A 14,443-nucleotide genomic window follows, 5' to 3' on the forward strand; every position below is an offset into this window, starting at 1 on the left:
AACCCCTGATGTGAGTTGGGCCGACTTTCGTACGGTGGAAGGAACGCGGAGTCTTCGATGATGGAACCGAGCGCTCGTCACGTCCTGCTGTCCCCGGAGCAACTGGCCGCCGTATGCCGGCGAATCGGCGACCAATCCGACCGGACCATTGCCGAGGCGTGCGCCATCGGGCTGTCGTACTGGGCGACGGGCCTCGGCCTCGAAGGCATCGACCTCACCCCCGGCACGCTCTTCACCGAAGTCCTCGGATGGGTAGACAACGGAGGGGGCGGGCCCGGAGGTTGGGAGGTCGGCGCGGACGGTCGGAGCATCGCCGTCCCGGACGGCGTGGCACTCGCCGAGGCACAGCTCGCGCTGGACGACCTGGCCGACTTCCCGGACCGGCCACTCGGGACCATCGGCCCGTCCAGTGTGGCGGCGAGGCTCGCAGCGCTGGCCGAGTGGAACGACACCCAGGCAGAGCGGGTCCGCCCGACCATCGTGGAAATGTTCCACGAGCAGGCGAGGACCCGGCCGGACGCGGTCGCCATCGTCGACGAACACCGCTCACTGACTTACCGGCAGGCAGCCGAGCTCTCCGGGCAGTTGGCCCACCACCTGATCGATCGAGGACTCGCCGCCGAACAGGTCGTAGGCATATCGCTGGACCGCTCCGCCGACATGGTGATCGGACTGCTCGGCGTCCTCCAGGCGGGCTGCGCCTTCGTACCGCTCGATCCGCAGTGGCCCGCCCCGCGCCGGGCCGTCGTCATCCAGGACGCCCGCGTCGTGGTGCAGCTCAACGCCTCGGGGGAGCACGACCCGGACGAACCGGAAGCCGTGGCCATCGACTTGGGCGACTGGAGGTTCGGCTCCCGTCCCACCGAGGGGCCCGAGGTCGCCGTCCCCGGAAACGCGCTGGCATACGTGATCTTCACCTCCGGGTCGACCGGGCGGCCCAAGGGCGCGATGATCCGGCACGAGGCGATCAGCGAGCGTCTGCTGTGGCAGGTCAACGAGATCCTGGGCTTCGGTCACGACGACGCGTCGCTGTTCAAGGCGCCGTTGTCCTTCGACATCTCCATCAACGAGATCTTCCTGCCCCTGGTGAGCGGCGCCCGGCTGGTGGTGCTGCGGCCCGGCGGCGAACGCGACCCGCACCAACTGCTGAGCGTGATCGCCGAGCAGCGCGTCACCTTCACGTACCTGGTGTCGTCCATGCTGGACGTGCTGCTGGAGATCGCGGGCGACTCCGACCGGCTGGACAGCCTGCGGCACGTGTGGTGCGGCGGAGAGGTGCTGACCCCGGAGCTCTACGAGCGGTTCCGCACCAAGCTCGACATCCCCATGTACCACGGCTACGGCCCGGCCGAGACGACGATCGGCGTCTCGCACGTCATCTACCGGGGCGCGGCCGAACGCCTGTCGACGTCGATAGGCAAGGCCAACCCGAACACCCAGCTGTACGTACTGGACGACGAGTTGCGCCCGGTCCCGGTCGGCGTCGGCGGCGAACTCTATGTGGGCGGATTCCTCCTGGGGCGTGGGTACGTGGGCGCCCCGGGCCTCACGGCGTCCCGTTTCGTCGCCAACCCGTTCGCCGGCGACGGCTCCCGGCTGTACCGCACCGGTGACCTCGCGCGGTTCGCCCCGGACGGGTCGCTGGACTTCCTCGGTCGTGCCGACAACCAGATCAAGATCCGCGGTATGCGGCTGGAGATCGAGGACGTGGAGGTCGGTCTCGCGGAGCACCCCGGTGTACGGCACACCTGCGTCGTCGCGAAGAAGAACACGGCGGGCGGCACCTACCTCGTGGGATACGTCATCCCGGCCGCCGGGAGCGAGGACCTGCGAGCCGACGGGGTCAAGGCGTGGGCCACTGAGCACATGGTCGAGTACATGGTGCCCGCCCACATCGTCGTCATGATGGAGTTCCCGCTCACCGCGAACGGCAAGCTCGACCGGAGCGCACTGCCGGAGCCGGTGGTGGGAACGGGCTCGCTGACGCAGCCCACGACCGAGAACGAGCGCGCGGTGTGCGCCTCGGTCGCGGCAGTGCTGCGGCTCGAAGAGGTGGGCGTCGACCAGGACTTCTTCCAGCTCGGTGGGGACAGCATCCTGGCGATCTCGCTGCTGAGCGCGCTGCGCGATGCCGGGCTCTACGTCACGGCACGGCAGATCTTCACCAACAGCACCGTAGGGGCGCTGGCGGCGGTGGCGAGCCGTGAGGACACCTCCACGGTGGACCGCCGTGATGTCGCGACCGGTCCCGTCGTGGGCTCGCCCATCGTGCAGTGGCTCGGCCGGACCACGGACGCGATCGACGGCTTCGTGCAGTCGGTGGTCCTCAACACCCCGACGGACCTGACCGCCGACGCCCTCGACGAGATTCTCACCGCCCTGGTCCGGCGCCACGACATGCTGCGCGCCAAGCTGGTGCGCGGTGAGCGCTGGAGCTTCGACATTCCGGAGGCCGAGGAGGCCGTCGCCGGGTGGCAGGAGAGCGACCGGACCCTCGACGAGTGCGTCGCGCTCGCCACCACCGGGCTGGACCCGGTGGGCGGGGCGATGCTGCGGGCCGTCTGGCGCCGCACGGCACGACAACTGGTCCTGGTCGCCCACCACGTGGTGATCGACGGCGTGTCCTGGCGAGTCCTGATGGAGGACCTGGCCACCGCCTGGCGGCAGTTCGCGGCGGGTACGCCGATCGAGCTGCCCCCGGTGGGCACGTCGTTCCGGCGTTGGACGCAGATGCTGGAACGCGCCGCGTTCGACGCGGACAGCTCCTACTATCGGCGGGCCCTGCCAGGAGAGGACGGGCCGGTGAGCAGGCGTGCGCTGTCCGCGGCCGACACCGTCGCACGCGAGCGAATACGCACCGTCTCGGTCGGCCCCGACATCACGGCCAGGCTGCTGGGCGAGATCCCCGCGAAGTTTCACGCGGGCGTCAACGACATCCTGCTGACCGCGCTCGCCGTCGCCCTCGCCCGATGGCGCCGCGACCTCGGGCAGTCGCAGACCTTCGCGCACATCGAACTCGAAGGCCATGGCCGTGAGGGACAGTTCGTGGCGGGCTCCGCCGGTTTCGAGCCCGAGTTGTCACGGACCGTGGGCTGGTTCACCACGCTGTTCCCGGTGACCGTGGACCCCGGTGCGGCGGCCGACTTCACGGCACCCCACTACCTGGCCGCCGCGCTCAAGGCGGTCAAGGAGAATCTCGCCGAGGTGCCGGACAACGGGGTCTCGTACGGCGCGCTGCGCTACCTGACCCACACCGAGTTCGACGCCCCGGCACCGCAGGTGCTCTTCAACTACCTGGGCCGCTTCGACGCGGGTGCCTCGGGCGACTGGCAACTGGCGGGCACCACAGAACAGTTGGGGGAGAAGCGTGACCCGAGGATGCGCCTGCCGCGTCCCCTGGAGTTCAACGCCATCGCCGAACCCGCACCCGCTTCCACCGGCGAGTACGAACTCGTCACCAGCATCTCCTGGCCCGAGGGCATGTTCACCGACGCGGACATCTCGACCCTGGGCGATTACTTCCGGGTGGCCCTCACGGGTCTGGCCGCGCTCGAACAGGGCGGCCACTCGCCCAGCGACTTCGCCCTGCTCACGCTCACCCAGGCTGATGTCGACGACCTGGACAGCCCGGCACTGCGGGACGTCCTGCCGCTGACCCCGCTGCAGGAGGGCCTGTACTTCCACTCCGTCTTCGATGACGACTCCGCGGGCGCCTACGTCGAACAGCAACTCCTGACGCTCGACGGCGACGTGGACGCCGACCGGCTCGCGGCGGCGGCAACCCGCTTGCTCATGCTGTACCCGAACCTGGCGGCCAGGTTCGTGGCACTGGCCGACGGCCGTGTCGTCTCCGTGCTGGAGCGCGGTGTGGAGGCGCCCTTCGCCACGCTGGACCGCCCCGGCATCACCGACGCCGAGATACGCGAGTACGCCGAGCGGGACCGCCGCGCCGGGTTCGACCTGGCCACCGGCCCGCTGATGCGGTACACCCTCATACGCGCCGGCTCCGCCCGCACCGTCCTGGTGCAGACCGTGCACCACATCATCGCCGACGGCTGGTCGGTACCGCCGATGCTCCGCGCGCTGCTGGCCGAGTACCACGCGCCGGGCACCGTCCACCCGGTCGGCGGCTTCGCCGACTACGTTGGCTGGCTCGCCGGACAGGACGCCGCCGAGAGCGACCGCGTCTGGGGCGAGCAACTCGCCGAGCTGCCCGGCCCCTCGCTGGTCGCCGAGGGGCACACGCCGTCCGACCGGTTCACCGACATCGCCGTGGAGCCGGAGGGCGACATCGACGCCGCCGCCCGCTCGGCCGGCGTGCCGCTGAGCGTCGCCGTGCACAGCGCCTGGGCGGTGACGTTGGGCGGCATCCTGCACAGCACGGACGTGGTGTTCGGTTCGACGGTGTCCGGGCGGGACGCCGATGTGCCCGGCATCGCGGACATGGTGGGTCTGTTCATCAACACGATCCCCGTGCGCGCCGGTTGGGCCGGTACGACCACGGCGGGCGACCTTCTCGCCTCGGTGCGGGAGCATCAGAGCGCAGTACTGCCGCACCAGCACGTGTCGCTGGCGAGGATCGGCCGGCAGGCGCGCTCCGGCTCCCTGTTCGACACCCTGGTGGTGTTCGACGTCGCCACGGACGTGGAGGCTTTGCGGCGGCCCGGCGACTCGCTGATCATCGCCGACATGGTGAACGAGGGCGCTCCGCACTACCCCTTGATGCTGGTGGTGGAGCGAACCGTCGACGGCCGTCCGATCTTCAACCTGATCCACGACGGTGAGCTGCTGCGGAAGGCGACCGCCCAGGCGATCCTGCGCACGTTCTCCGCGACACTCACCGGCCTGCTCACCCGCCCGGACGCCCTCGTCGACGACCTGGCGCCCGAGAACGACCGGCTTCCCGCGGGGATCACTCCGACGACCCTGGGAGGACTCTTCGACGCCGCCGCGCACCGCGACCCGGCGGCCGTCGCGGTCACGCAGTGCGGTCTCGACGGTGGTACCCGGTCCTTGACGTATGGCGAACTGGCCGCGGCCAAGGACCAGTTGGCCTCGGCCCTGTGCGCGGCGGGGGTCGGGCCGGGCAAGCGGGTCGCCGTCGCCGTCCCGCGCTCCGTCGAGCAGGTCGTCGCGCTGGTCGCCATCGTCAGCGCCGGCGGCGCGTACGTCCCGCTGGACCTGGCGTACCCGGACGAACGGCTGGAGTACATCCTGGCCGACGCCGCCCCGCAGGTCGTCCTCGTGGACCGCGGACAGCGGGACCGCTTCACCAAGCTGCTGGCCAGGGCAGGTGCGCAGGCCCAGGTGCTCGTCCTGGGAGACGAGCTGCCGGCGGGGCACGCCGCTGAACCCGAGGTGAGCCGGCACGACCCCGCCTACGTGATCTACACCTCCGGATCGACCGGCCGGCCCAAGGGAGTCGTCGTCCCGCACTCCAGCGTGGTCACACTCCTCGCCAACACTCAGCCCGACATGGACTTCGGCCCGCACGATGTATGGGTCCAGTTCCACTCCTTCTCCTTCGACTTCGCGGTCTGGGAATTGTGGGGCGCTCTCGCGTACGGCGGTGAGCTGCTGGTGCCGGAGTACGGGCTGACCCGTTCCCCGGTCGAGTTCCACCGGCTGGTCCGCGAGCGCGGGGTGACCGTCCTCAACCAGACTCCGTCGGCGTTCTACCAGTTCATCGAGGCCGACCGGCATGCCGACGAGTCGCTGCCCGCCCTGCGTCGGATCATCTTCGGCGGCGAGGCGCTGGAGCTCGGGCGGCTGCGCGGCTGGATCGAACGGCACGGCACGGGCTCGCCCGAACTGGTCAACATGTACGGGATCACCGAGACCACCGTCCACGTCACCCACCGGGCGCTGACCGACGAGGACTTCGAACTCGGCGACGACGTCAGTCCGATCGGCGGCCCGATTCCCGGCCTGGCCACCTACTTGCTCGACGACCGGCTCCGGCCGGTGCCGCCGGGCCGGGTGGGCGCCATCTACGTCGCCGGTGACCAGGTGTCGCTCGGCTACCTGGGCAGGCCGGGGCTCACCGCGGGCCGGTTCGTGGCGAACCCTTTCGCGGGGGACGGCTCCCGCATGTACCACACCGGCGACCTCGCCCGCCGCACGCTCGACGGCGAGCTGGAGTTCGCCGGACGCGCCGACGATCAGGTCCAACTCAAGGGATTCCGGGTCGAGTTGGGAGAGGTGGAGTCGGCGGTCAGGGAACTCGCCGGCGTGGTCGACGTGGCCGTCACCGTGGCGGACAGCGGCGACCACCTGGTCGCGCACGTCGTGGGTGGGGTTCCGGGTGACTTCACCGAGTTGCTGTCCAGGAAGCTGCCGGTTCACATGGTGCCCGGTCGGGTGTTGCCGGTCGACGCCCTGCCGTTGACGGTCAACGGGAAGCTGGACCGCAAGGCTTTGGAGCTGCGCGCCCAGGACAGTGCCTTCACCGGTGCGGCGTTGTCCGCGGCCCTCGACGGACCTGGCGGTGACTCCGCGCTCGCAGCGCTCGTCGGCATCTTCACCGAAACCCTGCCCGGCACCACGGTGGACGCCGACACCGACTTCTTCCGCGCCGGCGGCGACAGCATCGTCGCCATCACGGTCGTCAACCGGGCCAGGGCGCTCGGCCTGACGATCGCGCCCCGCGACGTCTTCCTGCTCAGGACCCCCCGCGCGCTCGCCGAGCACGTCGCCACGAGCGCACCGCAGGCCGCCCCGCCCATCGCGGCCCGCCGGGACGACGGCCCCCTCATCCCGACGCCGATCATCCTGCGCCGACGCGAACTGGGGGGCTCTCTGGCCCGGTTCGCCCAGGCCAGGACACTCGTGGCCCCGGAGGGCACCGGCTTCGCCGACGCCGAGCGCGCGGCGAACGCCGTCGTCGCCGCGCACCCGGCCCTCCGGCTCCGCCTGCGAGCCGAGCACGAGGTCTGGTCCCTGCGCACCGAACCCCACCACGACGTCACCGTCGTACAGCCGGACACGCCCGATGCCACGACAGTGGCGAACGAGGCCGCCGAGCGCCTCGACCCCGAGTCCGGGGAGGTCATCGCGTTCGCGTGGCTGCAGTCGACCCGGACCCTGGTGGTCACCGTGCACCATCTCGCCATCGACTCGGTGTCCTGGCTGATCCTCCTGGACGACCTGGCCACGGTCCTGCGCGGGGAGCCACTGGCGCCGCCCACCACGTCCTACGCCGAGTACGCCGAAGCCCTGACGCTTCACTCGGCCCACGCGATCGGCGACCTCGGGCACTGGGTCACCACGCTCCACGCGCCCGCGTTGCTGCCCGCCGTCAATGGGCTGCGCGAGACGACGGTCGTCCTCCCGCCCGAGGTGAGCGACCGCGTCACCCGTACCGCACCCGCCGCACTCGGAGTCGGTATCACCGAGTTGCTGTGCGGCGCCCTGCGCACCGCGCTGACCCGCATCCAGCCGACGCCCACCGACCTCGCGATCGAACTGGAGCGACACGGCCGGGTCCCGGCCCTCGACCACCACGACTACACCCGCACCGTCGGCTGGTTCACCTCCATCGCGCCCGTACGGCTCACCGCGCACACCGACCCCGTCGCGGCGGCCCACGAGCTCGCCGACCGCCAGCCGGACGAGCGCGCACACGTCGCCTACGGGCAGCTCCGGTACCTCAACCCGCAGACGACCCCGCTGCTCACCGCCCGCCCACAGGTACTGTTCAACTACCTGGGCCGGGGCAGCGAGTCCCAGGCGCTGCGGATCACCGCTGGTGACCAGGGCAGCCCGTACGCCGTCGAGGTCAACGCATGGCTCGACGAGGCGACCGGTAGCCTGCACACGGCCTTCACCCTCGCCGAGGGCATCCCCGACGAGATCACCGAACACTGGCACAGCGCACTGGAACGCATCGCGCACGCCTCCACGACGGCCGAGCGCACCGCGCCCGTCACCCCGCTCCAGCGCGGCCTGTTCTTCCAGGCCCAGATGGCGGGCTCGGCCGGACACTACGTCGCGCAGAGCTGGTTCACCTTCGACCGGCGTCTGGACACCGACGCGCTGGCCGAGGCGATGGCATACGTGATCGCCCGGCACCCGGTCGTCGGCGCAGGCTTCACCACCGACGACGACGGCAACCCCGTCCAGACGCTCGCGGCGGGCCGCAGCGTCGAGGTCCGTACGATCGCCCTGTCCACAACGGCGGAGGTCGACGCCCTGCGCGTGCGTGACCGCGACACGGGATTCGATCCCGGCGAGCCGCCGCTGATCCGGATGACCGTGGTGCGGCTCCCCGACGACCGCGACGGCCTGCTGCTGAGCTACCACCTGCTGCTGTGGGACGGATGGTCCCGCGAGATCGTCCTCAGGGACCTGTTCGACGCCTATCAGGCCGTCCTCGCGGGCGAGTTGCCGGTACCGACCCCGGCCACGCCGAGCTTCGAGGATCACGCACGGGCGCTCGACGCCAGGGACGCCGCCGTATCGGAACGCTTCTGGTCGGATCAGCTGGCCGGCCTCCCCGGCCCGACACTGCTCGCCGGACCGACACCGACTCTCTCGGACGACCTGCCGCGCGCGCTCGTGCACACGCTGTCCGCCGAGCAGTCGGAGCTGCTTCGGGAAGCCGCCAGGGTGCACGGCGTCACCTTGAACTCGGTGCTGACCGGCGGGTTCGGCCTGCTGCTGGGCGGCCGCACGGGCCGCAGTGACGCCGTGTTCGGCGTGACCGTCTCCGGCCGGGAGGGCGAGGGGCTGTCCGACATCGTCGGCGTGCTGCTCAACACCGTGCCGATGTGGACGCGGGCGAAGCCCGAGGACACGGTCCGGGAGTACCTGTGGGCCGTGCAGACGGCCAGGGTCGAGGCGATGGAGCACGAGCACCTGGGGCTCGGCGAGATCCAGCGGGCCAGCGGGCACGACACGCTGTTCGACAACCTGTTCGTGCTCCAGAACTTCCTGGACATGGACGCGTTCGCGGAGATGAACGCCCGGCACGGCATCACCTCGGTGAAGGCGGATGACTCCACCCACTATACGTACACCTGGGTCGTGACCCCTGGCGACCGGCTCACGGTCAAGCTGGAGTACGGCGACGAGGACGACGAGAGCGCCCGGCGTCTCCTCGACGACTACCTGCGCGTACTCGAAGACCTGGCCCGGGCGACCGGAGCGGTCGGGGCGCTGCGAGGGCTGGGGCCGCGGCCCACGCCGGGCGAGCGTACGGACGTGGGCACGGACACCGTGGTCGACCGGTTCGACCAGGCGGCGGACCGTGCCCCGCAGCGGGTGGCGCTGGTAGCCCACGGCTCGAGCATGACCTTCGCCGCACTGCGGGACCGCAGCCGCGCCGTGGCCGGTGTGCTCGCCGCGCGTGGCATCGGCCCCGAGACGACCGTGGGTCTCGCGATCCCGCGCTCCCTCGACTGGATCGTCGCACTGTTCGCCGTCCTGCGCGTGGGCGCCGCCTACGTGCCGCTGGAGCTGGACCACCCGGACGAGCGGATCGCCGCGATCGTCGAGGACGCCCGCCCGGACGTGATCCTCACGGTGAGTGCCGTATCTCCCCGCCTGACGGGCGAGCTGCTCGAGCTGGACCGCCCCCTGCCGGCGGCCGAGCCGTTTGTGACGTTCGCGCCGGACGACCCCGACCGGCTGCGGCATCCCGCGTACACGATCTACACCTCCGGATCGACCGGGAAGCCCAAGGGCGTGGTGACCGAGTACGCAGGGCTCACCAACATGCTGATCAACCATCAGCGGCGGATCTTCGAACCGGTACTGGCCGAGCACGGGCATCGGATCTTCCGGATAGCGCACACCGTGTCGTTCGCGTTCGACATGTCGTGGGAGGAACTGCTGTGGCTCGCCGACGGGCATGAAGTGCACATCTGCGACGAGGAGTTGCGCCGCGACGCGCCCCGTCTGGTCGAGTACTGCCTGGAGCACGGCATCGACGTCATCAACGTGACGCCGACCTACGCTCAGCAGCTCGTCGCCGAGGGCCTGTTGGACAGTCCCGACCGGCGTCCGCCGCTGGTGCTCCTCGGTGGTGAGGCGGTCACGCCGACGCTGTGGCAGCGGCTCGCCGAGACCGAGGGGACGGTCGGCTACAACCTGTACGGACCGACCGAGTACACCATCAACACCCTGGGCGTCGGCACCTTCGAGTGCGAGGACCCGGTGGTCGGCGTGGCCATCGACAACACCGACGTGTACGTGCTGGACCCGTGGCTGAGGCCGCTGCCGGACGGCGTCCCCGGCGAGCTGTACGTCTCGGGCATCGGCATCGCGCGGGGCTACCTCGGGCAGCCCGCCCAGACCGCGCACCGCTTCGTGGCGTGCCCGTTCGGCGAACCCGGCGAGCGCATGTACCGCACCGGGGACCTCGTGCTCCGGCGGCCCGACGGCAACCTGACGTACCTGGGCCGCACCGATCAGCAGGTCAAGATCCGGGGACACCGGGTCGAACTCGGCGAGGTCGAGGCCGCCTTCGCCGCGCACCCGTCGGTCCGGTTCGTCGCCGCGGTCGCCCAGCCCGACCCGCAGGTCGACGGCGCGTACCGGCTGGCGGCCTACCTCGTGCTGGGCGGCGCGGACCTTGCGACGGTGGCCGCCGAGGTGGGCGCCGGGCTGCCGGACTTCCTGCGCCCGACGCACTACGCCCAGGTCGACAGCATCCCGCTCACGGTGAACGGGAAGGCTGACACGAAGGCGTTGCCGGAGGCCAAGCCGCTCGGCGCGTTGACCACGGCAGGGGAGCGCGGTCCCGAGACCGAGACCGAGATCGTGGTGTGCGAGTTCTTCGCCGAGGCACTGGATTTGGACGATGACGAGGTGAGCGCGGTGAGCGACTTCGTGTCCCTGGGAGGGCACTCCATGCTGGCGGTACGGCTCAACGGACTGCTCCGCCGCGAGTACGGTCCTGTGATCACGATCCGAGACCTGTTCACCTTGCGAACCCCGGAAGCGATTGCCCGCCACCTCGATGACAACTCCTGACACACAGCGACCCCGCGCGGGGTCCGACATCCTCCGGACCGCTCTGCGCCGCAACCTCGGCGCCATGGTCTGGGGCAGCGTCCTCATGGGCCTGTACCAGGCGGGCGAGACGGCCTTCCCGATCGCTCTCGGCCTGATCGTCGAGCACACGATGCAGGACCGGAGCCTCGGCTCGCTGGGCCTGTCGATCGCCGCGCTGGCCGTGATCATCACGACCGTGTCGCTGTCGTGGCGGTTCGGGATGCGCGTCCTGCAGAAGGCCAACACGACAGAGGCGCACCACTGGCGGGTGAGGGTCGCGGCCTGCGGACTCCAGCCGGTGGCCAGGGACGTCGACCTCAAGTCCGGCGAGGTACTGACCATCGCCACCGAGGACGCCGACCAGACCGCCGACATCATCGAGGTGGTGCCGCTGCTGATCAGTTCGCTGGTCGCGGTGGTCGTCGCGGCGGTCGCGCTGGGCCTGGCCGACCTCCGGCTCGGTCTGCTGGTGATCGTGGGCACCGTCGCGATCATGTCGATCCTGAGCGTCTTGTCCAGGCGGATCGGCTCCAGCACGCAGGAACAGCAGGCCCGGGTGGCGCGGGCGGGTGCCAAGGTCGCCGACCTGATCACCGGCCTGCGTCCGCTGCACGGCTTCGGCGGCAACCATGCGGCGTTCCGGTCCTACCGGAAGGTCAGCACCGAGGCGAAGGTCCAGGCGATCACCGTCGCCAAGGTCAACGGCGCCTACGCCGGCACCGGGCTGGCCCTCAACGCGGTCCTCGCCGGAGCCGTGACCCTGACGGCGGGCTGGCTGGCCTTCGACGGGCAGATCAACATCGGGGAACTCGTCATGGCGGTGGGGCTGGCGCAGTTCATCATGGAACCGCTCAGGCTCTTCTCGGAGATGCCGAAGTACGTGATGATCGCGCGTGCCTCGGCCGAGCGGATGGCGCTGGTCCTGACCGCGCCGCCGGTCACGACGCCGGGGCCCGGACGCCCGGCCGCGGACGGGGACCTGGAGCTCGACTGCGTCCGATACGGGACATTGCGCGACCTGAAGTTCCAGGTGTCCGCCGGGGAGTTCGTGGCGATCGCCGCCTACCAGCCGCGTGCGGCGGCCGATCTCGCTTCGATCTTGGCCGTCAACGTCCCGCCCGACGGGTACGAAGGTGCGGTCCGGGTCAGCGGACAGGAGCTCGCGGACCTGTCGATCGAGGCGGTCCGCGCGCACATGCTGGTGAACCCGTACGACGGCGAGATCTTCGCCGGCACGCTCCGCACGAACATCGACCCGTCCGGCACCAGCCGGTCGGTTCCCGAGGCCGTCGAGGCGTCCATGCTCACGGACGTCGTCGCACTCCACCGCGACGGACTCGACTACGGCGTCCGCGACCGCGGCGCGAACCTGTCGGGCGGGCAGAGGCAACGGCTGTCCCTGGCCCGGGCGTTGGCCGCCGACACCGACGTCCTCGTGCTGCACGACCCGACGACCGCCGTCGACGCGGTCACCGAACAGCTCATCGCGCGCAACGTCGCGAAGCTGCGCCGGGGCCGCACCACCGTCGTGATCACCAGCAGCCCGGCACTCCTTGACGCCGCCGACCGTGTCCTCGTACTCGACGACGGGGTCATCACGGCTGAGGACACGCATCGGAACCTGCTGTCCACCGACGCGGACTACTGCCGGGCTGTGGCCCGGTGACCCGACCGGCTAACCAAGGGCCCAGGCGACATCCCTGAGCAGGGCGTGTCGCCAGCCCGCTCGGTCGTGGCCGGAGGCTGATCGCGAGACCCGTACGGTCGCACCGGCCTGTTCCGTCAGGGACTCGGTCAGTTCGCAGTGGGGCAGCATCCGTGTCTCGTGTTCCCCGACGTCGAACGCGACCCGCAGGCCGGACAGTTCGGGGCGCTCCCGCAGACGCGCGGCGATGGCGCCGCCGACCGGGCCGTCCATCGGGTCCGGTAGGTCCATGGCGTCGGGAGTCCACCAGAACGAACCCGACTGGCAGGCGACGCGGGACACCAGGTCCGGGAACTCCAGCGCCGCGTACATCGCGCTCAGTCCGCCGAGGCTCTGCCCGGCGACCACCAGCCGGTCCGGGTCGGCGCGTACGCCCGACTCCGCCACCAGCGGCAGCAGTTCGTCCCGAACCGCCTCCCACAGCTCGGGCCTGCACGCGAACTCGGCCGCCCTGTCCTTGGTCGGCAGGAACACGAGGGTGACCGGGGGTATCTCGCCGCTGGCGACGGCTGAGTCGAACGCCGTCATGGCCGGATGCAGATACAGCCAGTCGTCCCCGTCGAGCAGCAGGACCACCGGTCCACCGCCGCCCGCCGGATGGACGCGTACGGTGCGCCGCCCGCCGAGCCCTTCGCCGGCCCAGCGGATCCGGGTGCGGGGCAGGGGCAGGACGTCGTCGGTGCCGACGACGGGCCAGTGCGGCTGGCCGGGGGCGTCCGGGGTCGCGGCGATGGACCGGTCACCGCCCGCGCCCACCGGGTTGAACGGGTCGGCGTACGCCGAATCGTCCGCGAGCAACTGGTAGGTCACCCGCAGCCGCGCGGGCATCCTCACCTCGGCGTACCAGCAGTCCGTTTGGCCCCACCGGCGCAGGGGGACCGGCTCCGACCAGCTCTCGAAGCCGATGCTCGCCTCAGACCCGCGGCACAGGAACAGGGTCACCCAACCGCCCCCGTCGGCAGGTACCGACGGGGGTGCCCCCACCGCTGCCCAGAACGCGTCGGTGCCGGGTTTGCCGGGCAGTCCGAACTCGGCGAAGGCGTGCTCCATGTCGGCCCTGACTAGGCGCACGAACGTCTCCTTGTGAGAGGGAAGCGGCGACGGCTAAGCTCCTGTCAATTAGGCCAGGCTAACCTAATGTTGACGTTCCGAGGAGGCAACTCGCCATGAGCACCAACCCCTTCGACGACAACGAAGGCCGATTCCTCGTCCTTGTGAACGACGAGGGCCAGCACTCTCTTTGGCCGTCCTTCGCCGACGTGCCCGGGGGATGGACGATCGTCTTCCATGAGAGCACCCGGGCGGCGTGCCTGGAGTACATCGAGGCTCACTGGACCGACCTGCGCCCCCGGTCCCTCTCGGCGTAACACCGTGTACAGAAGGTCGGGGCCCAAGGGGCTCACACCGCTTCGTGGGCCGCGTCCGGTGCGGTGGAAGAGGCCGCACCTCCGGTCGCGTCTCGTCCGGTGCGCGGCAGAGCACGGAAGAGGCCGCCCGGCCACCAGAACCAGCGACCCAGGTCGAGGACGAGGGCGGGCACGAGGACGGTCCGGACGAGGAAGGTGTCCAGGAGGATGCCGATGCCGAAGAGGACTCCCATTCGGGCCACCGTCACCAGCGGCAGGTCGGCGGAGATCGCGAAGGTAGCGGCCAGGACGATCCCGGCCGAGGTGACGACGCCTCCGGTGCTGGTCAGGCCCTCCAGGACGCCGCGTTCGTGGCCCAGCCTCCCGGTTTCCTCCC

Annotated in this window: 4 protein-coding genes and 1 pseudogene; 3 read left to right on the plus strand and 2 right to left on the minus strand. The window is 70.7% G+C overall.

All coding sequences use genetic code 11. The features are described from left to right. The first annotated feature begins 57 nt into the window (after positions 1–57). Together ACZ7L5_RS32820 and ACZ7L5_RS32825 are read left to right on the plus strand one after the other, a co-directional pair. Complete coding sequence (locus ACZ7L5_RS32820) at positions 58–10,974, plus strand: non-ribosomal peptide synthetase (RefSeq protein WP_471521360.1); 10,917 nt, start codon at positions 58–60, stop codon at positions 10,972–10,974. After that, the gene (locus ACZ7L5_RS32825; protein WP_471521362.1) at positions 10,961–12,661 is read left to right on the plus strand and encodes an ABC transporter ATP-binding protein; all 1,701 of its coding nucleotides are present in this window, start codon (positions 10,961–10,963) and stop codon (positions 12,659–12,661) included. Before ACZ7L5_RS32820 ends, ACZ7L5_RS32825 begins: the two co-directional genes overlap by 14 nt. Before the next feature lie 9 nt (positions 12,662–12,670). On the opposite strand, the gene ACZ7L5_RS32830 is transcribed toward ACZ7L5_RS32825, so the two are convergent. Then, the gene (locus ACZ7L5_RS32830; RefSeq protein WP_471521536.1) at positions 12,671–13,750 is read right to left on the minus strand and encodes an alpha/beta hydrolase-fold protein; all 1,080 of its coding nucleotides are present in this window, start codon (positions 13,748–13,750) and stop codon (positions 12,671–12,673) included. A gap of 116 nt (positions 13,751–13,866) precedes the next feature. On the opposite strand from ACZ7L5_RS32830, the gene ACZ7L5_RS32835 reads away from it, so the two are divergent. Beyond that, on the plus strand, positions 13,867–14,067 hold the full coding sequence (locus tag ACZ7L5_RS32835) for an MbtH family protein (protein WP_471521364.1): 201 nt from the start codon (positions 13,867–13,869) through the stop codon (positions 14,065–14,067). Between the two features lie 32 nt (positions 14,068–14,099). On the opposite strand, the pseudogene ACZ7L5_RS32840 reads toward ACZ7L5_RS32835, so the two are convergent. Next, positions 14,100–14,441, minus strand: a pseudogene (locus ACZ7L5_RS32840) (MMPL family transporter); the annotation flags it as partial. Positions 14,442–14,443: the final 2 nt, after the last annotated feature.

Source organism: Streptomyces sp. NPDC107528, from assembly GCF_055639295.1.